Annotated in this window: 21 protein-coding genes; 5 read left to right on the top strand and 16 right to left on the bottom strand. The window is 30.0% G+C overall.

The features are described from left to right. Positions 1-100 precede the first annotated feature (100 nt). Positions 101-487 carry a DUF6120 family protein gene (locus tag B5F09_RS08070; protein ID WP_087373449.1) on the bottom strand — a complete coding sequence of 129 codons (387 nt, stop codon included), beginning with the start codon at positions 485-487 and terminating at the stop codon, positions 101-103. An 18-nt stretch (positions 488-505) separates the two neighbouring features. Further along, entirely contained in the window at positions 506-820 is a 315-nt protein-coding gene (locus B5F09_RS08065) for a PadR family transcriptional regulator (protein ID WP_087373448.1), read from the bottom strand. A gap of 444 nt (positions 821-1,264) precedes the next feature. Between B5F09_RS08065 and B5F09_RS08060 the strand changes: the two genes are divergently transcribed. Then, positions 1,265-1,912, top strand: a complete 648-nt coding sequence (locus B5F09_RS08060) for a hypothetical protein (protein WP_087373445.1) — start codon at positions 1,265-1,267, stop codon at positions 1,910-1,912. A gap of 356 nt (positions 1,913-2,268) precedes the next feature. Here B5F09_RS08060 and B5F09_RS08050 read toward each other — a convergent pair whose 3' ends face one another. The 5 genes from B5F09_RS08050 to serC form a co-directional block, all read right to left on the bottom strand. Next, positions 2,269-3,684, bottom strand: a complete 1,416-nt coding sequence (locus B5F09_RS08050) for a polysaccharide deacetylase (RefSeq protein WP_239404289.1) — start codon at positions 3,682-3,684, stop codon at positions 2,269-2,271. 195 nt (positions 3,685-3,879) lie between these two features. Next, positions 3,880-8,538, bottom strand: a complete 4,659-nt coding sequence (locus B5F09_RS08045) for an alpha-L-fucosidase (protein WP_087373441.1) — start codon at positions 8,536-8,538, stop codon at positions 3,880-3,882. A 27-nt stretch (positions 8,539-8,565) separates the two neighbouring features. Continuing rightward, the gene (locus B5F09_RS08040; RefSeq protein WP_087373463.1) at positions 8,566-10,533 is read right to left on the bottom strand and encodes a family 16 glycosylhydrolase; all 1,968 of its coding nucleotides are present in this window, start codon (positions 10,531-10,533) and stop codon (positions 8,566-8,568) included. A gap of 299 nt (positions 10,534-10,832) precedes the next feature. Then, positions 10,833-11,996, bottom strand: a complete 1,164-nt coding sequence (locus B5F09_RS08035; protein ID WP_087300075.1) for a phosphoglycerate dehydrogenase — start codon at positions 11,994-11,996, stop codon at positions 10,833-10,835. A 12-nt stretch (positions 11,997-12,008) separates the two neighbouring features. Beyond that, a complete protein-coding gene (gene serC, locus B5F09_RS08030; protein WP_087300077.1) occupies positions 12,009-13,094 on the bottom strand; it encodes a 3-phosphoserine/phosphohydroxythreonine transaminase in 1,086 nt (361 codons plus the stop codon). A gap of 202 nt (positions 13,095-13,296) precedes the next feature. Here serC and B5F09_RS08025 point away from each other — a divergent pair, with 202 nt between their 5' ends. Beyond that, positions 13,297-14,967 (top strand): VanW family protein, encoded by a 1,671-nt coding sequence (locus B5F09_RS08025; RefSeq protein ID WP_239404288.1) that lies wholly within the window; start codon positions 13,297-13,299, stop codon positions 14,965-14,967. A gap of 22 nt (positions 14,968-14,989) precedes the next feature. Here B5F09_RS08025 and B5F09_RS08020 read toward each other — a convergent pair whose 3' ends face one another. Together B5F09_RS08020 and B5F09_RS08015 are read right to left on the bottom strand one after the other, a co-directional pair. Next, entirely contained in the window at positions 14,990-15,556 is a 567-nt protein-coding gene (locus tag B5F09_RS08020; RefSeq protein WP_087373440.1) for a UbiX family flavin prenyltransferase, read from the bottom strand. Further along, positions 15,556-16,485, bottom strand: a complete 930-nt coding sequence (locus B5F09_RS08015) for a UbiD family decarboxylase (protein ID WP_087373438.1) — start codon at positions 16,483-16,485, stop codon at positions 15,556-15,558. Before B5F09_RS08015 ends, B5F09_RS08020 begins: the two co-directional genes overlap by 1 nt. Between B5F09_RS08015 and B5F09_RS08010 the strand changes: the two genes are divergently transcribed. Further along, complete coding sequence (locus B5F09_RS08010; protein WP_087373436.1) at positions 16,481-16,996, top strand: LysR family transcriptional regulator substrate-binding protein; 516 nt, start codon at positions 16,481-16,483, stop codon at positions 16,994-16,996. The genes B5F09_RS08015 and B5F09_RS08010 overlap by 5 nt on opposite strands. A gap of 30 nt (positions 16,997-17,026) precedes the next feature. Here the strand turns inward: B5F09_RS08010 and B5F09_RS08005 are convergent, their stop codons facing one another. The 3 genes from B5F09_RS08005 to B5F09_RS07995 all read right to left on the bottom strand — a co-directional run bounded on the left by B5F09_RS08005 (position 17,027) and on the right by B5F09_RS07995 (position 20,721). Continuing rightward, complete coding sequence (locus B5F09_RS08005; protein ID WP_087300085.1) at positions 17,027-17,815, bottom strand: histidinol-phosphatase HisJ family protein; 789 nt, start codon at positions 17,813-17,815, stop codon at positions 17,027-17,029. Positions 17,816-18,076: 261 nt separating this feature from the next. Continuing rightward, on the bottom strand, positions 18,077-18,847 hold the full coding sequence (locus B5F09_RS08000; protein ID WP_087373434.1) for a Cof-type HAD-IIB family hydrolase: 771 nt from the start codon (positions 18,845-18,847) through the stop codon (positions 18,077-18,079). Continuing rightward, complete coding sequence (locus tag B5F09_RS07995; RefSeq protein WP_087373432.1) at positions 18,847-20,721, bottom strand: fructose-specific PTS transporter subunit EIIC; 1,875 nt, start codon at positions 20,719-20,721, stop codon at positions 18,847-18,849. Before B5F09_RS07995 ends, B5F09_RS08000 begins: the two co-directional genes overlap by 1 nt. 298 nt (positions 20,722-21,019) lie before the next feature. On the opposite strand from B5F09_RS07995, the gene B5F09_RS07990 reads away from it, so the two are divergent. Together B5F09_RS07990 and B5F09_RS07985 are read left to right on the top strand one after the other, a co-directional pair. Further along, positions 21,020-21,961 carry a magnesium transporter CorA family protein gene (locus tag B5F09_RS07990; protein ID WP_087300090.1) on the top strand — a complete coding sequence of 314 codons (942 nt, stop codon included), beginning with the start codon at positions 21,020-21,022 and terminating at the stop codon, positions 21,959-21,961. Positions 21,962-22,068: 107 nt separating this feature from the next. After that, positions 22,069-22,629, top strand: coding sequence for a flavin reductase family protein (locus tag B5F09_RS07985; RefSeq protein WP_087373430.1), 561 nt, complete (start codon positions 22,069-22,071; stop codon positions 22,627-22,629). A gap of 55 nt (positions 22,630-22,684) precedes the next feature. Here the strand turns inward: B5F09_RS07985 and recO are convergent, their stop codons facing one another. The 4 genes from recO to ybeY are packed head-to-tail and all read right to left on the bottom strand — an operon-like array spanning position 22,685 to position 25,169. Beyond that, complete coding sequence (gene recO / locus B5F09_RS07980) at positions 22,685-23,431, bottom strand: DNA repair protein RecO (RefSeq protein WP_087373428.1); 747 nt, start codon at positions 23,429-23,431, stop codon at positions 22,685-22,687. Continuing rightward, the gene (gene era / locus B5F09_RS07975) at positions 23,421-24,311 is read right to left on the bottom strand and encodes a GTPase Era (protein WP_087300097.1); all 891 of its coding nucleotides are present in this window, start codon (positions 24,309-24,311) and stop codon (positions 23,421-23,423) included. Before era ends, recO begins: the two co-directional genes overlap by 11 nt. Then, a complete protein-coding gene (cdd, locus tag B5F09_RS07970; RefSeq protein WP_087373426.1) occupies positions 24,290-24,706 on the bottom strand; it encodes a cytidine deaminase in 417 nt (138 codons plus the stop codon). Before cdd ends, era begins: the two co-directional genes overlap by 22 nt. After that, complete coding sequence (gene ybeY, locus B5F09_RS07965) at positions 24,696-25,169, bottom strand: rRNA maturation RNase YbeY (RefSeq protein ID WP_087300101.1); 474 nt, start codon at positions 25,167-25,169, stop codon at positions 24,696-24,698. The genes cdd and ybeY overlap by 11 nt, the downstream gene beginning before the upstream one ends. Positions 25,170-25,227 lie beyond the last annotated feature (58 nt).

The following is a 25,227-nucleotide window of genomic DNA, read 5'->3' as shown; positions in this document are numbered from 1 at the left end:
GTTATTAATTGATATCACAAATATTATGGGTTACTTTTAAAATATCTTTTTTACCTATAATATTTCAGTGATATGCTACATATAAATATTAAAGTATTTTTTATTCTTCTATAATAGTTGTTTCAGAATCACTAATATGTTCTTGTTTTGCTATGTTATAGTTCTCTTGTAGTATGCATAAAAAATACATGCTTACTAGGACAGATAGTATAGTAATAATAGTGATTGCTTTTACAAAAATATTTCTTATTCTCAATTTTGATATTAAATAATCTTCATTACAATTATCTAAATATGCAACAACTATATCTTTAGCAGTCCCAAATTTTTCTGCATAATCATCATATGTACTATTTGGATTATCATAACTATATTCATCTAAATTCTTCTTGAGTTTAACTAAATAATCTTTCTCTTGCGAACTTTTAATAGGTAATAATGTTTTAATATCCTTAAAATATTTATTTTTTGCATTAGTATCTCCCATTACTGCTCCCCCAATTAATTATCTTATTATATTATTAATACCTTTTACCATATTCTCATAATCATTAACCATTGAATTAAATTTTTCTATACCCGAAGATTCAATATGATAATAAACTCTTACTTTCCTAGATACAACTTTGTCATAACTTGAAATAAACCCATCATCTAATAATTTATATAATATAGGGTACATTGTACCATCTTTGATAATAATCAAGTTATTAGAATACTTTTTTATTAATTTAGTTATTTCATATCCGTAACAATCCTGTTTTCTTAAAACACCTAATAATAGCATTTCTAATTTAAATAAATTATTTTTATTAGCCATTTATATCATCCTCAATATTAAGCTAATTTAATTATACATTATACTTTATAAATAACAATAGCTAGATTATCTACGTATACTTGATTTATAAATATATTATGATATCATTAAAATAAAGAAAGGGATTTCGTATAATTTTGATAAAATAGAGGATAAAAAATAAAAAAAATATAATAATTTTACTTATCATAATTCAATGGATAATATAATTCTATTTAATAGATTTTTCTAATTTAGATATCTTAACACTATTTTAATTATATATTGTGATTACATTATATTATCAAGATACAAATAATTATAATGTCATTTTCACCACGGGTACATTCAACTTTGTGTTCGTTATCTAAAGCAAATAAAACACAAAACAGAATACAAAGATAAGTGGATATTTGTGAAATTCTAATAATTTTTTATACTACTATTTTAACGGGAGGGATAAATGTGAAAAAAATAATTTTTACAATAATTATTGTTTTCGTAATTATAATTATGTATTTTAACGTTTCATATAGCAATGAAAAGATGCAACAGTTATTTAATGAATATTTGATTGAAAATATTGATGATTATGAAGATTATGAAATGACTAGTTTTGGATTGTATAATGGTCCAACTAATGGAAGGGGCTATGCTGCATTCAATAAATATTTTGAAGCAGAATATATTCATAAAACACATTCATCTATTCGATTCTATCTTACGACTGACCGCTATAATATAATAAGCAATTATGATGATGCAAAAAATGAACTTCAATATATTCTTTATGCCATTGAAATATATAATGAAAATATTAATAATGGTAAAATAGCAGTAAGGACAATGACATTTCCTTCATATAGACAATATAGTGAACAACCTGCTACAAAAAATTTTGTCCAATCAAATATGGATTTATTTTATCCAACTATAGAGGTTAATACGAAAAAGGTTAGTTATGAAGAATTGAAAGAAATCGATCAAGAAATTAGTCATATTTTTTCAAATGAAAGATATTATATTCTAACAGATATAGATGAAAATATTGGCATCTATTCTAAGCAGCTTGAGATGTACCATAATTATGAGGAAAGATATCTTGAAGATTAAAGTAAAAAATAAATAATAATAAAAATAGAATAATATGTATATATAAACAATTTTAATAAAAAGGAGTGTTATCATGGTTTTTTGGCTTCTTACAATCTTATTTACATTATTTATATATTTTTTCGATAGAACAATTATAGTTCTTAAAGAAAATGGTAATTATAAAAAATATTTATACATATCAAGTTTTATATTATATATATTTATAGTATTAATTTTAGGTATCTTAAGTTCAACATTAGATTTAATATAATATTAATGAAAAAGCCAAAGTAATAATACTACTTGCTATTCTTTGGCTTTAGATATTTTTATTTACAAAAAGACTTAACTTGTAAAAGTTAAGCCTTAAAATACTAATTATTTACTTTTTGATGTGGCACAAATGAACTATCATTAATTGCTTCAAAGCGATAACCTCTTGATAAATAATTTTCAATTATCGCTGGTAACGCTTGAACTGTAGTTGACTTAGCTGCTGTATCATGAAATAAAATATTAATGTTATTAGCATTGCTATTTGTTGCATTAGCTACGATTTTACTAACCGGTACATTATTACCAGAAGCATCTGTTGAATCTACATTCCAATCATAATACTGATAACCACGAGCAATCAGTTCTTTTGATAAAACACTCATTATTCCTGGACAGTATTTACGTGAAACTGTATTTGAAGCCCCACCAGGAAAACGAACATATTTAGAAACATGTCCAATTAAATCTTTAACCATATTTCCTACTTTTGTTAAGTCATCAAAATAAGCACTAGTTGAAGCATATATTTTAGGATAATCATGACAATATGTATGTAAAGCAATTGTGTGCCCTTTGTCATGGGCCGCTTTAATTAAATGATTATATGCCTGATTATTTCCAGTAACGAAAAATGTTGCTTTGACATTATAACGATCTAAAATCTCTAAGATTTTTTGCGTATTAGCTGATGGACCGTCATCAAATGTTAAATTAACTATTTTTTCACCATTTTGTTCATTGTGTCCAATTGTTGTATTTTCAACTACTTTTATTTTACGCTTTTTTTCTATTTTATTTCCTGAACGGTCACTAACTGTATAAACTGCAATATATGTACCTACTTTATTTATATCGACCTGACTTGAGTCGATATTTAAAGTTGGATTAGGATCACGATTATCACTAATAGTAACACCCTGATTATAATCAATTGTATTGCCCTTGACAATTGTAATTACTGGTAATTCACTTATTTTAGGTGCCTGGTCATCTTTTACAAGATTAACTTTTCCTTTCTTTTCAGTAATATTCCCACCTTCATCAATTACTTGAACAACTACATCAATAACCCCTTCCTGGCTAAAATCATATTCTTCTTTAAATTGCACCTTAGTTTTAGTTGCGTCTTTGATATTTGTTGCCATACTGGCTGGATCTATCTTCATCCCTAAATCAAGATCTAAATCAACTATATCAAATTTTGGTTTTGTAGTATCAACAACATTAATAGTAATTGAGTATTCTTCATCATGGTATTGATAAACTAGCTGATACTCACCTAATTTATCATAGTTAACATTAGAATCATCAACTTTGACATCTTTAATATCACCATCACGAACTTCTTCAATATTTTTTAAAGCATCGAAGTTTTCGTTGATTTCCACTTCTACTTCTTTTTCTTTAAAAACAAGTGGATCTCTTAATAAAAAATAACCAGCTATCACTCCAACAACTATTACTAGTCCAATTGTTAATATTGTAATTTTCCCTCTTAAAGTCATCTTTTTCATCATCATTTTTCCCTTTCAACATCTCCCTTAGTATAAGATAATTTCCCATTTTTGACAATAAAATACCATATAATTTTAAAATCTATTGTCTTTTTATATTATAAAACAAAAACAGAAGTGTCAGCTAAATAATAGCTACACTTCCGTCTTCTTTAATCATAGAATCATTTTTTAAGGAATGTCTTATTATAAATCTTAATAATCAATTTCTTTTGTTCTTTTTAAAACTTCCCATGCACCTAAACAACTTAAAGCCATTAAAACCATAAATGGTGCCATATTGATATCATCACCTGTTTTACTTGCATTACCATTTCCAGGATTACTACTATCATTATTTCCGTTAGAAGGATTTTGAGATCCGTTGTTATTATTATCACCAGAATCTCCAGAACCTGGTTTATCTCCTGGTTTGTCAGGTGTTTGACCTGGATCTTCTTCTAAATCAGAAATTTTTGTTAATAAATTAATTGCTTTAGATAAGCGATCATACATTTTATCAACACTATCTTGATTTTCAAAACTTAAATCTGAATCTAATAATGTTTGTGCATCAGATAATACTAATTCAAAGACATCAACACTTGCAGGTGTATATCCTTCTAAATCAATTGCTTTTGCTTGAGCAACTAATTTTTCTAAATCTTCAATAAATGCTTTTTTACGAGCGTTTTCAACACCATATTTTAATGTTCTAACCATAGCTGCTACTTCATTTTCAGTTGCATTTTCATTATTATATACTTCTTTAGCTTTAGCTAAATTTTCTTCTAATCCATAAACACTATATTTAGAATAATCATCAATATTATCAACAATTTCTTGAACTTTTGCAATATATTGAGTTAATTCAGTTTTATCAACAACTTCTAATAAACCATCAATTGCTGTTTGTAAATCAGCTTTTGCTTGCTCAAGTTGTTCAACTGATGCTTCATCATTTTCATAAACATCTTCAACTTTTGCTAATACTGTTTTTAAATTTTCAATTGTTGCAGTTTGATAATCAGATGCATTTTCTAAAATAGCTTTTGCATCTTCAATTAAAGCTTTTAAGTCAGCTCTAGCCATAGATTCTTTATCACTGAAATAAACAATATCAAATTTATCTAATTGAGGTGAATTAGTACTTGGTGCAGTAAATACAATTTTACCTTTACCAGCTTCAGTTATTTCAACTAAGAAATCAACAGTTTTAACAACAGAAGCATCACTGTTACCTGCTGCAACTTCACCATCAATTACTTTATCACCAGACCATACTAATTTATTAGTATCAGAACCACTACGATATGTAGCTGTGAATTGATAAATTCCTGCATTAGGAGCATTATAATGGATAACTAATTGATCGCCACTATTTAAGCAATTGACAAATTGACCACCACTAGCCCAAGTGCCAGATTCAATTCCTAATTTCCATTGTTCATTTGCATCACCAGTATTGATTAGTTCAGTTTTTTCAGCTTCTAAAGTAACTTTATTTTCAGAACCAATTTTTTCAGGGAATTCAAATGGTGTACTTTCATTGTAGTATTTAAATTTGAATGTTGCTTCAATAGTACTATCTTTTGAAAGTTCAGTAAATGTATAAGAAGTAATAGCTCCTTGAGATTCACCATTTACTTTTACATCTTCAATTTCATAACCATTATCTGGTGTTATTGTATATGTCACATCAGAAAGTTCTGTATAAACGTTATCTCCTGAAGGAGTAATTGTACCACCAGTTCCAGCAGTTGCTTTAATTGTAAATTCTTTCCAATTTAAATCACTTGCTGTAATATCTAATTTATCTAATTGTGGTCCATTTTTAGTACTAGCAGTTAGAACAAGTGTTCCAGCACCAGCTTCAACAACTTCAATTTCAAATTCTTTTGTTTTTGTAACAGTTGCATCATCATTTCCAGCTACAACTGATACGTTTTTAATTTTTCCATCTACTTCACTAACATCAAAACTATTTTCTTCGCTACCACTGCGATATGTTAAAACTACTTTATATTTACCTGCTCTAGAAGCGTTATATGGTACTTCAATTTGATCACCGGCATTGAAGCAGTTAATAATCTTTTTATTACTTGCCCAATCACGTTCTTCAACAGCTAAAACATATTCTTCGTTTTCACCAGTATTTTTTAATGTAGCTAATTCAGCTTCAAGAACTTTTGTTTCATCTTTTTTAACTGGCATAATAAATGGATCTTCTTCACTATAATTATCACGAACTACTAATCCATTAATTGCTACAGTTAAATTACGATAAGCATTACCATATTGAATAATAGTAGCATCACTATCTGCTAATGTTTCTTTAGCAGCTTTGAAAGCATCTTGGAAAGCATCCCATCCAGAAACATATAAGTATTCTTGAGTATTTAATATTTCACCTTGAGCTATTAACTCAGCTAATTGTTCTTTAGTTTTAACATCACGATCTTCAATTGTGATTGTTGCAACTTTATTAAATCCAATGATTACATCATTTGTTGCATTAACTAAATTCATTGTAAATGATGTATCACCTTGAATACGACTATCGTATTTTGTATATAAACTAACTTGTTTTTCAGTTTCTCCAGGAGCAAATGTTAAAGTTCCACCACTTAAGTTAGCATCATAGTTACTTTGCATTGCTGTACCTGGATTGTTTTCAACTTGTACAACAGCTTCACCGTTAGTTCCACCAACACGTTTAACTGTTAATTTATGTTCTAAAGTAGCACTTTCATCTTCGGCTTCTAAAACACGATAAGCATTATGTTCAAATTCGAACATACCTTTACCTTGATTATCAATTACTGCTGCCGCTTCAATTCCAATAGCATCACTTACTACTCTTAAAGTTAGTGTATGATCACCATCTTCAAGATCATCTGATGCATAAAGAACATTTCCAACACTACGCTTACTAGCTTTAGTATCGATTTCAACTTCTGGACCATTATCAACACTAATCATTGCTTTACCATGATTTGGATCTAATGTTCCCATCAAGTAAGCTTTTGTACCATGGAAATTTAATGTTAATTCACTACCCTCATTTGCGTACATACTTGTACCATTGATAAAATCTTTACCTTTTTCTTGGACCCAACTATTATTATATGTAAATCCAAATCCATCACTAGTGTCTTTATCAGTATTATCAACTACTGTTAATCCTTCAGGTACAGATGAATTTAATTCTAATCCACCTGTTGCTTTATAAACACCGATTTCACTAATTAATGGTGAAGTATCTTCATTTGTAGATACTGTTACTTTTACATATCTAGCTTTAACTGGTGAAGTTCTGCTTAATCGTTTAGATCCAACAGTAGTTCCTTCATCCATTGTTTCCCAGCTTTGTAAATCATTACTATATTCAACTTTATAATTAGTAATTCTTTGTCCTAATTGAATTGCTTCTTCAATTGAAACAACATCAAAATTAGTTGTTTCTCCTAAATCAATTAAAACACTTCCCATACTATTTCCAGCTTCTGGAGTCCAGTATGTATCTTGATCACCATCTAAAACATTTGAAGCTGAATAAGCTTTAGAATTACCTAATACAGTATCAGCATAAGCAGCTTTATCTTCTGCTTTATTAGTTTTAAAAGTATTTTTTACGGCATTACCAAATTCAACAATTCTTTCTTGAATCGCTTTATCTAATTTTCCTTCGTCATTTGGTGGTACATTTAATAACAATGTTCCATTATGACCAACTGATCTAAAATACATTTCTGAAAGTTCTTCCATTGATTTTGGAGTCTTTTTAGTATTTCCCCAGAACCATCCAGAAGTAATTCTGGCATCACATTCAGGAACTGTCCAAACATCTCCATCAGGATATCCAGCTGCATAACCAGTGCTTTCATCCCAACCAGTATCAATATCAGTTGCTTTTCCATCTTTGTAAATAAGTTTTGCTTGAGCCCAGTTAGTATCTGGAGCAAATCCTAACTCATTTCCAATCCATCTAACTGTTGTTTTAGCACCAGAACCAAACAACAAACAATCAGCTTCTCTACCCGCTTCTTTTCCTTCGTATTTTTGGATAGTTGCAAACCAGTCATCAAAATTATAATTTTGTGTTTTATAACCTGAACCTTTAGCTCCATCCATCCAGATTTCTACGAATTCACCCTTATTACCATATTTATCGTTACCTAATATTTCTTCTAGTTGATTACGATAATATTCATTGTAATCATAAACATCTTTTTCTTCTACTTCTTCCCAGCTCATTCCATTTAATGGCTGTCCATCTGATCCAACTAAAGCATTACCATCTTTATCAAAATAACCATAGCTTTGATCATGAATATCCCATGGTGATAAGTAAAGTCCCATATCCATATCATAATCACTACATGCTTTAGAAATTTCAGCTAAGATGTCACCTTCACCATTTTTATAATTAGTACTAGCAACATCATATTTAGTATATTCACTAGCCCAGATACAGAAACCATCATGATGTTTTGCTGTAACAATTAAGCGTTTAAATCCGGCATTTTTTAATGTTTCCACTAAAGTTTCAGCATCAAAATCATCATTTGGACCTAATGTAAAAATTTCAGCTGGAGGTGTGTTTCCATAGTTTTCACCCCATTCAATTTCATTGAATGTATTAGGACCAAAATGACAAAATGCAGCTAGTTCTTGTTTTTGATATTCATATTGCAAAGCATCTGGTGTTGGACCATATGCTTCAGGAGCAGCAACTTCACTATTATTTAGCTGACTATCATCAACCCAGCCATCTAATGTTTGAGCCTTGCTTGAAGATACTGTTGCTGGAAGAACCAAAGCACCAGCCATTGCTGCAGCTGCGATTTTCCGCATCATTTTTTTATTCTTCATACTCTTTTCCCTTTCTTAATTTTATTTCTACTTTTCTTTTAAACGAGCCATACTATCATCTAATAACGCAATTGCACTATCAATATATTCTTGATTTGCACTAACATCATCATTTATTTCTTTAGCCCAGTTAACACTTTTATTTAAATAATCAAGCGTTTTTTCAGTATAAACATCTGTTTTAAGCAATAATGCTTCTGCTTCAGCTATTTTTTCTTGTAAAATGTTCTTATCACTTTCAACTATTGTCAATTTAACCGTTTTACGATTTAAAACGTAAGCTTGTGTTCGGTCTAATTGATTTGGATCTTTTGGATCCGGTTTAGCTGATTTAGGAATTGCCGTAATATGTAAATCATATGTACCAGCTGGTAAGTTTTTTAAGCTTTCTAAATCATCTTTACCTTTACAAACTAAAGAAACTTCAGTTTTTCCACCGTTATTTACAAACATTGGTGCATCATTAATTGAAAAATCTAAATAATGATCAGCATCAGTTGTTACATTTTCTAATAAATTCACTGTTGTTCCTTTTTGCATTGTAATATCACTAGCACCATTTATTTCTGGCACATTTGCATAATAAGCTTCAGCATCTGCTTGTTGTTGTGGGCTTCGAGCATAATAAACATAGTCAATATCATAAGTAGTTCCTGCCAAATCAGTTCCAACTGGACCAGGCCAAGCTCCACCCATAGCTAAATTGAATTGAATGTATTGTGGTTTATCCAAAGCATTTACGGCTGCTTGATCATCACTATAATCAACAGTTCTAACAATTTGATTATCAACATACCATTCAATTTTTCCTTTTGACCAGTTAATTCCAAATACATGGTATTCATCATTAAAGTTTCCAGAATTTAAACTAGCTGCTGTTCCATTTCCAGCATATTTACCACTATCATTATCATCAGTACCATAATGCAATGTCTGATATACTGTACGGTTATTATAGCTGCCATCAACGCTATCACCAGTTAATTCCATGATATCAACCTCTCCACAGCGTGGCCAGCCATATCCTTGGTCAGCTGCAATATCACCATCTAAAGAAAAATCTGCACCTAATGTCCAAAATGCCGGGAATACACCTTGTCCTTTAGGCAATTTTGCTTTCATTTCAATTCTTCCATATAAAAATTCTTGTTTACCATGGCTACGAACACTTCCAGAATTGTAAATTACTCGTCGACTGTTATCGCGAGGATTATCATATTGATCTTCTTTAGCACGATCAGTAGCTTTTAAAACTAATTTACCATCAGTTGCTGTTTCATCAGTGTCAATATAAACATTTTCTTCGCTTTTAACATAGTGTTGTTGTTCAATACCACGAATACATCCTAACTCATAATCCCAATTATCTTCATTTAATTTACCTTCATTAAAATCATCAGCCCAAATAAAGTCGTATGTTGTATCATCTTCAACACCTTCTCCACCGTCAGTTACACTTACATCACTGATCCAAGCTTCACTAGCAACAATATCACTAGCATCGCCCCATTTAACAAATTCGATTCTTAAACTTTCATGGTCACCAGAATTGAATTTAAAAGTATATTCTTTCCATTCGCTTCCAGAAATACCTTGCCAAGTACCATCTAAAATCCCAGCATTAGGAATTCGAATATCACAGTTTACCCCATTACCATTTTCTGATAATTTAGCTTTGTAAGTAACTGTATAATCAGTATCCCTTTTCAACGATAACACCTGACCAAAAGATGCATCATTAACACCAGCTTTTAAATGCCCTGTGTTTTTTCCATCTACAGCTTGAATGTCAGCGTTTTTCCATTGCCAGGCACTGCTGCTTGAAAAATCACCACCAGTTACCGCTTCACCACCACTACCTGGACGTTCTAATTTAATCAGGTCATGTTCATGGGCAACATTATTAGCTTCAACCTTATCAGAATTATTTAATCCTGCAATTAATGGAACTGCCAATAATGAAGCCAATAAAATTTTCAATCCTTTCTTCTTCATTTTTCCAATCCTTTCATTTATTTGCATTCTATTCCCGTAACATAAATATGCACTATCATTATAGCACTCGGTAAAATGCACCACAATATATTTTACTAAATTTTACTATAAAAATTAGTAAAATATATTAATAATCATAATTTAAACCAACAAAAATTACTGAAAATATTTATATTTTAATAAAAGTAGCTATTATCACATATAATTATTTAGTAAATTTTATTAATTTATTTATGATAAAAAGCACACTTTTTTCAAAGTGTGCTTTTTTTTAGTATCTTTTAATAAAACCATTTATATTAGTCTACAATAACACGAACATTAATTACACCTTTAGCTGCTTCAATTCGATCAATAATATCCTGACGAACTTCATCATCAGTATCAATTAATGTATAAGCATATTCTCCACGTGAACGATTGACCATATTTTCAATATTCAAATTATGATCTGCGAATAAATTAGAAATTCTCGCTAAAATATTTGGTACATTTTTATTGATTACACAAATTCTCGTTTTAGATTCACGAGCTTGTTTTACCCCTGGAAAATTAACAGAATTTACAATATTTCCATTTTCTAAATATTCTCTAATTTCTGATACCGCCATTTTAGCACAATTATCTTCAGATTCCGGTGTACTAGCTCCAAGATGTGGCAAGATAATAATATTATCTTTTCCAAGTAACTCTGGTGAGGCAAAATCACTAATATATTTTCCAACTTTACCACTAGCTACTGCTTCTAGTAAATCTTCGTTATTAACTAAATCACCACGAGCAAAATTCAATAATTTTACGCCATCTTTCATCATCGCAAAAGCTTCTTTATTTAAAAAGCCACGAGTTTCTTTAGTACTAGGAACATGAATTGAAATATAATCACATTCTTTATAAATTTCTTCTAAACTTGCTGCTTGACGAGCATGTTTTGATAAAGCCCAGGCAGCATCAACTCGAATATATGGATCATATCCTTTTACTTTCATATTTAATTTAATTGCAGCATTAGCAACATTAACCCCAATTGCACCTAAACCAATAATCCCCAATGTTTTTCCTTCAATTTCTGGCCCAACAAAATTACTTTTACCTTTTTCAGCTGTTTTAGCTACATCTAGATCATCTTTTAATCCCTCTACCCATTTAATACTTTCAACGATCTTTCTAGAAGCTAGAAACAAACTACAAATTACTAATTCTTTAACCGCATTAGCATTAGCCCCAGGTGTATTAAAGACAACTATTCCATTTTCACTGCATTTTTCAATTGGAATATTATTCACCCCAGCACCAGCACGAGCAATCGCTTTTAGATTTGAATTAAAATCATAATCATGTAAAGACGCTGATCTAACTAAAATTGCATCTTCATTTTCGACATCTTCTCCATATGAATAGTTTGTATCAAACTCATCTAATCCAACTTGAGAAATCTTATTTAATAATTTTATATCGTACATAATTAATCACCCCTATTTATTTGCTGCTTCAAATTCTTTCATGAAAGCAACTAATTTTTCTACCCCTTCTAATGGCATCGCATTGTAAATAGAAGCTCTAATTCCCCCAACAGAGCGGTGTCCTTTTAAATTAGTCATTCCTGCTTCGATGCTTTCTTTTACAAACTTAGCATCTAATTCTTTAGATGGAGTTGTAAAAGTAACATTCATTAATGAACGATTATCCTTATCACTATGAGCTTTATAAAAATCACTGCTATCAAGATAATCATAAAGTAGTTTAGCTTTTTCAATATTTCTTTTTTCCATCACTTCTAAACCACCCATTTCATCAATCCATTCTAGAACTAAGCCTAAAACATAAATTGCATAAGCTGGTGGTGTATTATACATTGAATCATTTTCAATCATCAAAGTATAATCTAATAATACTGGTGTTGTTGCACTAACTTTTTGCAATAAATCTTTTTTAATAATCGCTACACCAAGACCAGCAATCCCCATATTTTTTTGAGCCCCAGCATAAATCATGCCATACTTAGATACATCAATTGGTTTTGATAAAATATTTGATGACATATCAGCAATAATTGGTACCCCATTAGTTTCAGGAACATATTTCCATTCTGTACCATAAATAGTGTTATTAGCACATAAATGAACATATGATGCCTCAGGATCCAATTTTAATTCATCTTGTGTTGGAATATGTTTAAAATCATTATCACTTCCATCATAGGCAATATTAATTTCCCCATATTTTTTAGCTTCTGTAGCTGCCTTTTTACTAAATGAACCAGTGATAATATAATCAGCTTTACCATTTTTTAATAAGTTTAATGGTACCATTGAAAACTGTTGTGTTGCTCCCCCTTGTATAAACACAATTTCATAACCATCTGGAATATTCATTACTTTTTTTAATAAGTCTTTAGTCTTATTAAAGATATCCAAATAGGAAGAGGATCTATGACTCATCTCCATTACGCTCATTCCGCTGTTTTCATAGTTCAACATTTGTTTAGCCGCTTTTTCTAATACCGGCACAGGTAACATTGAAGGACCTGCAGAAAAATTAAACACTCTTTTTTCAGTCATATTCATACCTTCCTTTCTTGTATTTAAACCTCATTATATTGTATACAATATGATTTGTAAAGTAAAAAATTGAATAATTGTATACAACAACACATTTTTTTGTTTTAATTAATAATTTCTTAAGAAAACTTATTTTTTCCCATTCGACCGAAAATAAATTGAATTATGACTAGTTCTAGTATATGATAGAGGGGATAAAAAAATGTGGGGTGAAAGTATGATAAATATGTCTAAATTAAAAATGAATAAACGCGCATTCATTTTAACTGCAGGAATAATTGTTTTAATTTTCATAATTTATATTGGACTATGTTTTATTGCAAGTGGTAATGATTTCATTAGCAATACCACTATCAATAATATTGATGTTGGGAAAATGACTAGTCAGGAAGCAACCACTGCTTTACAAGACCAATTTAATAAAGATATTAAAAATCCAAATCTTACTTTAACAATCGATAAACAAGAATATCAAATTAATCTACAAGATAATTTACAATTTGATATTAGTAATAAAGTAGAAAAGATCGCTAAGCAATCCGATAATTTCTTTACTAGAGGTTATAATTATCTTTTTAATCATGACCATACTATCGGAGTTGAAATTACTAATGACGATATTTTATCAAACCAAATTTCTAATAGTAATATTCTAACTTATAACACTGCAACAAAAACAGAATATGAAATAAAAGATAATGAAGTAGTATTTACCAAAGGTAAATCAGGGAAAACAGCTGAATTAAAATCAGTTATCAAAACAATCAAAGATGCGTTAAATGATTATGATTTTAAAAATAAAATCGAATACAAACCGGTTGATCACGATTTAACAAAAGACAAAGAAATGGAAACTCTTCATAAAGAATTAGCTAATCGTGCAAGTAATGCAACATTGGACAAAAATAACAACTATGCTATTGTAGATGGTCAAGTAGGTGCTTCATTTGATTTAAAAAAAGCTACTAAACTTTACAATCAAACTCCAGAAGGAAAACAATTTAGTGTTGATGCAAAAATTATTCAACCTAAAATTAGTAAAGAAACACTTGAACAAAACTTATTTAAAGATGTCCTAGGCAGCTATACTACTAATGTTAGTGGTACTGCGGTTAGAAAAAAGAATGTTCGTTTATCTGGTGAAAAATGCAACAATATCATATTATTGCCAGGTGAAGAATTTTCATACAATAATACTGTCGGAAAAAGAACAAAAGAAAATGGTTTTGGCGAAGCAGCAGCTTATTTAAACGGTGAAACCGTTCAAGAAGTAGGTGGTGGAATTTGTCAAACTTCTTCAACTTTATATAACGCTGTATTATTATCTAACTTAGAAGTAACTGAACGAACTAATCATACTTATGTTTCTGGTTATGTCCCAATTGGTCGTGATGCAACTGTTTCATGGGGTGGTCCGGATTTTAAATTCAAAAATGATAAAGAATACCCTATTAAAATAGTAATGTCTTATGCCAATAACAAAATAACCGCTCAAATATATGGTACTAATGTTGATAATACTTATGTAAAAATTACTAGTAAACAACTATCTTCAACACCATATACCACTAAATACGAAGATGATCCAACTTTATTAGAAGGACAAACAGCTGTTAAACAAAAAGGAACTAACGGTAGTAAAGCTCAATCATGGCGAAATGTTTACGATGCTAACGGTAATTTAATTTCTTCTAAAAAAGAAGCTTATAGTGTTTATAAAGGTCACGAGGAAATAATTTTACGCGGTACTATGAAAGCACCAGCAACCCCTACAGCACCCGCTAGCGATCAAGCCACTCCAGCTACACCACCGGCTGATAACAACACAACCGAAGGTAATCAGCCAACCCAGCCACAAACACCAGCTCAATAACAGGCAGTAAAATTACTGCCTGTTATTTTTTATAATCCCACCGTTTATAATCAGAAATATCAATATCAAATTTTTCTAATATCTTACCTACTATATGTATTTCCATATCTTTAATTGTTTTAGGATGCTGATAATATGTTAATACTGGTGGAATAATAAAAAGATTAGGAATTCGTGCTAAATATGCTAAATTATCTAAATGAATTGATGATAAAGGCGCTTCACGAGTTACCAGAATAACTTTACGTTGTTCCTTAATATTAACATCAACAACTCGATTAATCAGATTATCACTATAACCATTTCTAATTCCACCTAGAGTTTTCATACTACATGGGATCACGATTACCCCTGATACTAAATATGTTCCACTAGCAATATTATCACCAATAGCCTCGTTTTCATGAACCACATCCACTAAAGAATATATATCTTCTATTTGATAATTCGTTTCTAACTGTAAAGTTAGTTTAGCACTTTTAGATATTATCAAATGTATTTCACAATCAGTTTTACGCAATTCTTCTAAACAGGTTATCGCTAGTGGGATTCCACTAGCCCCTGTTATAGCAACAACAATTCTTTTCATTAATATTTTTCCACCTGCCACTTACTAAGATCAACATCCATAAAATCAGCACGCTTGAAACAATCTTTTAAATGATATGGTACAGTGCCATCAAAAATCGTCTTACAAGCAATCCCATGATCATATATCGAACTAGAGTAATCAGGATCATTAGAAGGATCTAAGGGATGAGTTCGTACTCCTGGAATTGTAATAACATCAACATCACCTTGAAATCTAGTTGTCATTGCCCACATAACATCATTGATATCAAAAATATCAACATCTTCATCAACTATGTAAACATGTTTTAACTCACTAAAGGCACTAAATGCTAGTAATGCTGCCTGACGTTGGCGTCCTTCATCAGAAGGTAATTCTTTTTTAAACTGTATAATAGCTACAAACTTACCACCACCAAAACTAGGACAATATACATTCAAAACCTTACCTGGCATTGCCTGTTCAATCATCCTTAAGATACTTGCTTCAGTTGGAATTCCTGCCAAAGAAACATGTTCTTCACTTGGTCCAATCACAGTTTGCATAATCGGATTTTTTCGATGAGTAATTGCTTTAACTTTTATTATCGGTAAACTCGGATTAGCTGGTCCCGTGTACCCCGGAAACTCCGGCATCGCTTTTCCCGTGTTAGAATTTAAATCTTCACGAACTCTTAGTCGAGGTAACAGTTCACCTTCAATAACATATTCAGCATTTGCAATACAATATTCATCTACTGTTTTACATTTTACTAGTTCTACGGCTTGATCTCTTAAACCGCCAGCAATTTGCAATTCATTATAACCAAGTGGCGTTGTTGGTGATTCAAAACAAGACGCTATTTCAATCGCCGGATCAACTCCTATTGAAATAGAAATTTGGAGTGGCTGATTATCAGCTTCTGCCTTTTTCCTAAATGCATCAAGATGTCTAACCCCTTTAATCAATCAATTACAAGATAAATATCAATTAGTTATTAATGAATGTGAAGAATTTCAAATTCAAGATGAAATCAACCAAAAAAATTGCGATTTAGCGATCGTTAGAGAAAACTCTATTGATTATAAAAACTATTGCAGTAAAGTAATTGCTCACGACGAATTAGTAGTAGTAATGTCTAAAAATCATCATTTAGCTAATAATAAAGAAATTGATTTTAATGATCTTCAAAATGAAAGTTTCTTATGCATGCCAAAACATACTTATATTTATCAGCTATTTAATGAACTATGTTTAAAATATCATTTTCAACCAAAAATAATGATGAATGCTCGCATAGAATCATTAATTGGGTCATTGCAATCTAATCAAGGAATTAGCTTATTAATGAAAAAAAGTTTATTAGTTTTTAATCATCCTAATTTAATTTATAAATCATTAAAACAACCGGTTTTTAGTAATATTGTTTTATTATATAAAAAGTCGCATCAAGAATTAATCAATAGTTTAATAAAATAAAAAATGGTGATTATCAAAAATCACCATTTTTTATTTCATTGTCTTTTCATAAATATCTACAATATTCATTCCAACATGACTTGGCTGATGAGCATCACTTGCCGTAATCATTTTCACCCCATGTTCTTTAAAAATATTTAACAGTTCATCACTAAGACCAATATCTTTATGATGATAGCGATAATAACAACCAGTATTATTTTCAGCTTTAACATGATGTTCATTTAATAACTTAGCTAGTTTATGATAAGTTGGTACCAAATCATAATCAGGATAATAATTAAACATTTTAATCGTATCTGGATGAGCTAATTGCGTAAACAAATCAGACTTAACTAATTTAAACACCAAATCATAATAATCACGATAAATATCATTCACATCATATTTATCCCATAAAATTTCTTTAGAAAAATTCATATCATATAATTTACCATTAATTGAATGAATCGCTCCAACAACAAAATCATAATCATGTTCACTTAAAACTTTACGAATATATTCTTCATATTTAGGTACATAACATACTTCTAAACCAAAGGTAACTTCAATTGGTAAATCCAATGCTTTTACTTCTTTAATCAAACGATCATAATCATCTAAACTATCTTTAAATTTCATTTTTTTATTTTCTAACCACTTTTTTTGTTGTGGTATTTCTTTTAATTCTAAATATATTGGTTCAAACTCTTTAAATCGATGTGTATGATCTAAAATTTGAATTTTACTTAACCCCTTTTTTACTGCCGCCTCAACAAACTCTAAAACATATTCTTTACTTAAATCCCCGTATTCTAAATGCATATGACCATCTATCATAGTCATCCCCCTTTCTTTTTTATGATTATATGTCACTATTTTTAAAATGTACAGTAATATTATAACATGAAAAAAAGGAGCCAGGGGAGACTCCTTTTTAATGATGGATGTTGTTTTTTTTGGGAGAGGGAATCATCCATCATTGGGTTGTAAAACATATATGAGGGGATTAATATATTTTACATATTATGGTTTGTCTTTCGACATTATTATCCTAACACTGGTGTATGAATTAAATGTGAACTCCCATTAAAATTTAAATTATTTTATCCAGCCATGAACACGACAAGCATTATAAATACCATCATTAGTATTACGATCAGTAATATAGTCCGCTTTAGCTTTTAAAGCATCACAAGCATTTCCCATGGCAATTCGATAAAAACGTTCATCAAACATATCTAAATCATTATAATCATCACCAAAAACAACTACATCATCAATATTACCATCAATCAAAGTCATTAAATCAATAATTCCTTTTTTCTTATCATCTGGTTGAAACATTAAATATTCTGATTCAAACCGTAAGTGACCTAAAGTATCTTTTAATGTTAATTCAGATTCCTTTTCTTCAGGAATTGAAATATATAATTTATAAATATTTTCTAAATCACGATAATCTAATTGATTATCAATTGTATAACGAGTAGGTTCTTTTCGATAACCAGCCTGTTTTAAAAATAAAGTATTTTTACTATAAACATCAATACTATCAAATGGAGCAACTAATATTCCATAGCCTAATCTTTCTGCTTCATTAATTATCATTAAGGCTTTACTTCGATCTAATGGTGCATTTTTAATCAAACGATTATTTAAAACAATACCATTACCACCATTACATACCATATTAGTTAACCCTACTTCTTCCATAAAACTTTTAGCTTTATAATAGGCCCGACCAGTAGCAATAGCAACAAAATTACCATTTGCCTGTAATTTTTCTAATGCCTTTTGAGCACTAGGAACAATCTGATGTGTTTTATTATCAGTCAAAGTTCCATCAATATCAAAAAATATATATTTCATCACATATCATCCTTTTCTTTAAATATACCATAAATCATTGCCCCACAAAGACTACCAATTAGTATTGCTACCACATATCTTAATGGATGAATAACTAATGGTAAAACAAAAATACCACCATGAGGTAAACTGATCCCACAATTATAAACCATCGAAAAAGCACCAGTTAAAGCTGAGGCAATCATACAAACAGCCGTTACCAAACGACGATCTTCTTTTACAAAAGGAAGTGTCCCTTCCGAAATAAACATTAATCCTTTTAAATAATTACTTCTACCTAATTTATGTTGATTTTCAGTAAATTTATTTTTAAAAAACGTTGTCGCTAAAGCAATAACTAATGGCGGTACCATCCCTGCAGCCATCACCGCAGCCATCAATGAATAGTTACCTTCTAATATTTGACTAATTGCAAATATATAGGCAATTTTATTAATTGGACCACCCATATCAACTGCCATCATAGCCCCTAAAATAATTCCTGCAATTAGTTTTCCAACTAAATTCATACTATCAAGTGATACGGCAATAATTTGATTTAATGCCCCAATATAAGGACTAATAACTAAAGATATTATAAATGCAATAATAACTCCAAAAATCGGATATATTACAGTTGTTGATAAGCCCTGATAGCTTTCAGGTAACTTTTGCCACAGTTTTTGTAATCCTAATACAATATAACCACCTAAAAAACCAGCAATAATACCACCAAGTAAACCAGCGCCATTAGTACCATCATAATATAAGCCAGTTATCATCATACCAATTCCACCAGCTAAAGAAACAGCGAATCCTGGCTGTTTAGCGACTGCCTGACCGATATAGCCAGCAAAAATTATCGGTACAATTGTTTGAATTAAATGACCCGCTAAATAACTATTTGTTAATAAAAGGTTATCATAAATAGTATTAATATTAAATAAATTATATTCCTGAATAAAAATAGGTATTGAAAGTAAAGCTCCAGCTCCAATTAAGATTGGTAATATTCGATTAAGAGCCTCACATAGTTGCATATATAAAATTCTTAAACGTGATTGTTTAAATCGTTTTGAATCATCACCGTCATGATAAATTTCTACATTTTCATTAGTAGCTTTTAATAACAGTTCCTCTGGTTTATTAATACCATCAGCCACGCGGGTAATAATTACCGGTTTACCATCAAATCGACTCATTTCTACCTGTTTATCAACAGCAACTATAATACATTTTGCCACAGCAATTTCTTGATGAGTTAATGGATTATCAACACCAGAAGCTCCATTAGTTTCTACTTTTATTTTTATACCAAGTTCCTGGGCTTTTTCTTCTAAACTTTTTGCTGCCATGTACGTATGAGCAATTCCTGTTGGACATGCAGTCACCGCTAAAACATCATAAGTACCATTATTTTCTAAATCAGGTTTATCTAATGTCTTTTCTTTTTTAGCGATTAAATCTAAAAAAACAGCAGTATCAGATGCCATAATTAAACTTTCTTTAAAATCTTGATCCATCAGCATCTTTGATAATCGTGCTAATGCTTTTAAATGATCATTACCACCATCATTGCTTGCAGCAATCATAAAGAATAATTTTGCTTTTTGATTATCAAGAGCATCAAAATCAACACCATCTTTAACAACCATCGCTGCTAATGCAAAATCATCAACGGCTTCACTTTGAGCATGGGGAATTGCAATTCCCTCTCCTACTCCTGTTGATCCTTGACTTTCACGAGAAAAAATATCTTTTCGATATAACTCGCGATTATTTATTTTACCAGTTGTCATCATTAAATCGACTAAATGATCGATTGCTTCTTCTTTTGATGAAACTTTAGCATCTAAATCAATACTAGTTATAGTCAATAAATCTGTAATATTCATGTATTTATCCTCACTATTTATTATTAGTTATTTTATATATTGCAAACATCAATAGTATATACTTAAGCTTTAATTACGTCAAATTATTATTAAAATAGCTATTAACTAAAAAATTTAAAAATTTTCCAATATTATTACATCAAATAGTAGGAAAAATTCAACAATCTATGTTATAATTACTCACCGAAAGAAGGTGTTATTATGTCTCCCGAGCCCGAGTCGTTCGAAAAAATGCAACAATTGAATATAAATAAAATGCAGGAGGCATATTATGACCTCCTGTAATAAGGAGGTTACTATGTTAGAATTCTACAAAACTTTTGAAAACAAAACCGTAAAAATCGATCAGCCAGAATATGGTTGCTGGATCAATGCTGTTAGTCCTACTGAAGAAGAAAAAAATTTCTTGATTGAAGAAATGGGTATAGTTCCTGAATTTGTAAAATCATCATTAGATGAAGAAGAAAGTTCTCACTTAGACTATGATGAAGATAATAATCAAACATTAGTTATCGTCGATTATCCAAGTGCTGAAGACAAAGCTGATGGTTTCGATACATTACAGTATACTACTTTGCCATTAGGGATCGTTATTATGAAAGGATATATTGTTACAATTTCATTGTATGAAAACTACAATATTGATGATATGGCTAAAGGTAAAGTTAGAGGAATTGATACTAATTTAAAAACAAGATTTTTATTATTATTGTTACTTAGAATCTCACAACGTTATTTGATTTATTTACGACAAATTGATCGTTTATCTTCAAGAACTGAACATCGTCTGCATAAATCAATGCAAAACAAAGAATTAATTCAGATGTTAGGTTTAGAAAAATCGTTAGTTTACTTTTCAACTTCATTAAAAACTGATGAAATTACTTTAAATAAAATTATGCGTGGCAAACCAATTAAATTATATGATGAAGATCAAGAATTATTAGATGACGTTATGATTGAAATTCATCAGGCTATTGAAATGTGTAATATTTATTCTAATATTTTATCAGGTACAATGGATGCCTTTGCTTCTGTTATTTCTAATAACTTAAATATTGTAATGAAGATATTGACAGTAATTACAATTGTGATGTCCATCCCAAATATCATTTTTAGTTTTTATGGTATGAATGTTACTGGATTACCAGTACCTGTGTGGTGGTTTCCAACTTTATTAGCTATAATTGCTTGTGTAATTGCTACAATCATCTTTATTAAAAAAGATATGTTTCATTAGGTCGAAATTTCGACCTTTTTTTATTAAAATTATTAGATATACTTGACATTAAAGTTAACTTTAGGATTAGACTATAAATAGTCAAATAGAATTAGGAGGAATTATTGATGAGAAAAAACTTTGGTGCAAAACCATTTTTATATCCTTGTCCAGTATTAATCATTGCTTCATATGACAAAAACAATAATCCTGATGCAATGAATGCTGCCTGGGGAAGTATTGCTGATTATAAAAAAATCGCTTTATATTTAGCTAGTAGTCATAAAACAGTTAAAAACATCCTTCATAAAAAAGCATTTACTGTTAGTATGGCTGATGCTAATAATGTAGTTGCTGCTGATTATGTAGGAATAGTATCAGGAAATAATGTTCCTGATAAATTAGAAAGAGCTAATTGGCATACTACTAAAAGTGAATTTGTTGATGCGCCAATCATTGATGAACTAGCAATGACTTTAGAATGTAAATTAATTAGTTATGATGAAGAATCAGAATTATTGTTAGGTGAAATCGTCAATGTTAGCGTTGATGAAAAAGTTTTAGATGATCAAGGAAAAATTGATCCTGAAAAATTAGAACCAATTACTTTTGATCCAGTCAACAATGCTTATCTTAAACTTGGAGCAAAAGTAGGTAATGCTTTTAAAGATGGTAATAAAATTAAATAATTTTTAAGTGTTCGCTAAAAACAAATCCCGTAAGTTATTTTTGACTAACGGGGTTTTATAACATCTTTAATTGTTTAATAAACTTTCGACTTTTAAAATTGATTCCAGTATATTCATCAACAAAAGCTTCCATAATTTCAACTAATTTATTGATAACTGGTGTTGATAAATGTAATAAATCAATTTTTTCCAACGGAATCTTATTAATATAACGAAACCCTTTTAATACTTCTACATCCAAACGACGATCATACTTACCAAGACAGTTTTGACAGACAAATCCCCCATTTAAAATTGAAATACCAGCGATTAGATCTTGACGACCACAACTTACACATTGATCAACTTCCAACGACGAACCTGTAACATTTAAAATAAAAGCATTGAACAATAAATAAACTAATTTTGGTTCATAGCCATCATTTAAATATTTTAACGCCAATAATGAGGCATCATAGATACTAGCATCAGGATCATTTTCTTTTGTGTATTTATCGACAAATTCTAAACAATAAGTTGCATAGGCTTCTAATTCAATATCTTCTTTAATATGACGAAAATAGTCAACTGCACTACCTTTGATCAATCTAGATAATCCAGTTTTAGGAATTAAAGTAAATTCCGATAAAGTAATGCTTTGACAAGAAGGAGCATTTTTACTAGTCATCTTTTTTACTCCTTTTGCAAGCAAGGTTAATTTGCCATATTCACGACTATAAATCCAAACTAACATATCATTTTCTTTATAGGGCTTGTTTTTTAAAACAAGCCCCTTAAAAGTTTCTTCGTTTTTAATAGTCATCTTCGTTATAACCGAATTCCTTTAAATATTTTTGTTTATTACGCCAATTTCGTTCTACTTTAACAAATAATTCTAAATGAACTGGTACTTGTAAAAAGCGTTTCATTTCTCGTTGGGCATTAGTTCTAATTTTTTTGATCATCGAACCCTGTTTACCAACAATAATTCCCTTTTGACTATTACGATCACAAACAATAGTCGCCATTACTTCTACGCCATCTTCATCTTCAATCATTCTTTCAATTACAATAGCCACACTATGAGGAACTTCTTCTCGGGTAAAATATAAAATCTTTTCACGAATGAATTCAGCCATAACAAATCGCTCTGGATGATCAGTAATATGTTCTTTAGGATAATACATATTACCTTCAGGTAAATATTTTTTTATAGTTTCCACTAAAAGATCAACATTATCATTATTTAAAGCACTGATTGGAATTATTTCCTTAAATTCAAATAACTCCTGCCACTTTTGTAACTTCTTAGCTAAAGCTTCTTTACTTACTGTATCAATCTTGCTTAAAACCAAAAATACTGGCCCATCAGCCTCTTTTAATCGATTAATGATAAATTGGTCACCCTTACCAATAATCTCATTTGCTGGAGCTAAAAATAAGACAATATCAACCCCATAAATACTATTAAGCGCTGTTGTATTCATAAAATTACCTAGACGATCTTGAGGGCGATGGATTCCAGGCGTATCCATAAAAATAATCTGGGCCTGATCATCAGTATAAATACCTTGAATAGTATTTCTTGTTGTTTGCGCAACATCTGACATAATTGCTAATTTTGTTTTTAATATACTATTTAGTAACGTTGATTTCCCGACATTAGGACGACCAACAATACTTACAAATCCTGATTTGAACATTCTAAACTATCTCCTTTAAATGCCAGTGGCATTAATTCTTCTACTGTTGTTATTTGATATTCGTTTTGATTAGCTAAAATAACGCGACAATCTTTAGCCAATAATTCAACCATTACCTGGCGACAGCTACCACATGGTGAAACTAATTTATTACCAAATGATACAATTGCTATTTGTTTAATATCTTCTTTATGATAACCATTACAATAAGCACTATAAATCGCATTACGTTCAGCACACATACTTGAACCATAAGCAGCATTTTCAATATTAGTCCCTAAAAAATAATTATTATCTTTCATCTCAATACATGCTCCAACCTTAAAATTAGAATAGGGACTATAAGAATTATCAGTTGCTTTAAAAGCTTTAGCAATAATTTCTTTAATTTCCATAATTATCCCTTTCAATCTTTAAAGCATTTAAAATATCTTTTTGTTTTTTAATCATTTTTGCTTCATCTTCAGGATTCATATGATCAAATCCTAATAAATGCAACAATCCATGAGTAAATAAAAAGCACATTTCTCTTTTCATACTATGACCATATTCTTTAGCTTGCATCTTAGCATGATCAACACTTATAAAAATATCACCTAAACTTCTTGGCATTCCTTCAACATAAAATTGTTCACTATCTTCAAGAGCAAAGCTGATAACATCTGTTGAGCGATCAATATTACGATATTGTTTATTAATTTCATGAATCTTATTATCATCAACAAATATACATGATAATTCTAAATCACTTTCAATTTCTAATTGTTTAGCTGTTTCTTTAATTATTTCTTGATATATTTCATTATAATCCTCTTTAAAATCAGCTACTTCATTTATTAACGCAAAATCTATTTCCATTTTAAAATTACCGAGTATCCTACTCGATTTCCTCCTTTCTAAATTATAACTAACGGCA

The organism is Erysipelatoclostridium sp. An173 (assembly GCF_002160495.1).
GTDB lineage: Bacteria > Bacillota_I > Bacilli_A > Erysipelotrichales > Coprobacillaceae > Thomasclavelia > Thomasclavelia merdavium.
The sequence above is the reverse complement of the archived record's forward strand: the minus strand, read 5'-3'. Positions and strand labels throughout refer to the sequence as shown.

Excerpts from the sequence above, each read along its gene's own strand:
- B5F09_RS08070 (WP_087373449.1), bottom strand. The coding sequence starts at position 487 with ATGGGAGATACTAATGCAAAAAATAAATATTTTAAGGATATTAAAACA.
- B5F09_RS08065 (WP_087373448.1), bottom strand. The coding sequence starts at position 820 with ATGGCTAATAAAAATAATTTATTTAAATTAGAAATGCTATTATTAGGT.
- B5F09_RS08050 (WP_239404289.1), bottom strand. The coding sequence starts at position 3,684 with ATGAAAAAGATGACTTTAAGAGGGAAAATTACAATATTAACAATTGGA.
- B5F09_RS08045 (WP_087373441.1), bottom strand. The coding sequence starts at position 8,538 with ATGAAGAATAAAAAAATGATGCGGAAAATCGCAGCTGCAGCAATGGCT.
- B5F09_RS08040 (WP_087373463.1), bottom strand. The coding sequence starts at position 10,533 with ATGAAGAAGAAAGGATTGAAAATTTTATTGGCTTCATTATTGGCAGTT.
- B5F09_RS08035 (WP_087300075.1), bottom strand. The coding sequence starts at position 11,996 with ATGTACGATATAAAATTATTAAATAAGATTTCTCAAGTTGGATTAGAT.
- serC (WP_087300077.1), bottom strand. The coding sequence starts at position 13,094 with ATGACTGAAAAAAGAGTGTTTAATTTTTCTGCAGGTCCTTCAATGTTA.
- B5F09_RS08025 (WP_239404288.1), top strand. The coding sequence starts at position 13,297 with ATGTGGGGTGAAAGTATGATAAATATGTCTAAATTAAAAATGAATAAA.
- B5F09_RS08020 (WP_087373440.1), bottom strand. The coding sequence starts at position 15,556 with ATGAAAAGAATTGTTGTTGCTATAACAGGGGCTAGTGGAATCCCACTA.
- B5F09_RS08005 (WP_087300085.1), bottom strand. The coding sequence starts at position 17,815 with ATGATAGATGGTCATATGCATTTAGAATACGGGGATTTAAGTAAAGAA.
- B5F09_RS08000 (WP_087373434.1), bottom strand. The coding sequence starts at position 18,847 with ATGAAATATATATTTTTTGATATTGATGGAACTTTGACTGATAATAAA.
- B5F09_RS07995 (WP_087373432.1), bottom strand. The coding sequence starts at position 20,721 with ATGAATATTACAGATTTATTGACTATAACTAGTATTGATTTAGATGCT.
- B5F09_RS07990 (WP_087300090.1), top strand. The coding sequence starts at position 21,020 with ATGTTAGAATTCTACAAAACTTTTGAAAACAAAACCGTAAAAATCGAT.
- B5F09_RS07985 (WP_087373430.1), top strand. The coding sequence starts at position 22,069 with ATGAGAAAAAACTTTGGTGCAAAACCATTTTTATATCCTTGTCCAGTA.
- recO (WP_087373428.1), bottom strand. The coding sequence starts at position 23,431 with ATGACTATTAAAAACGAAGAAACTTTTAAGGGGCTTGTTTTAAAAAAC.
- era (WP_087300097.1), bottom strand. The coding sequence starts at position 24,311 with ATGTTCAAATCAGGATTTGTAAGTATTGTTGGTCGTCCTAATGTCGGG.
- cdd (WP_087373426.1), bottom strand. The coding sequence starts at position 24,706 with ATGGAAATTAAAGAAATTATTGCTAAAGCTTTTAAAGCAACTGATAAT.
- ybeY (WP_087300101.1), bottom strand. The coding sequence starts at position 25,169 with ATGGAAATAGATTTTGCGTTAATAAATGAAGTAGCTGATTTTAAAGAG.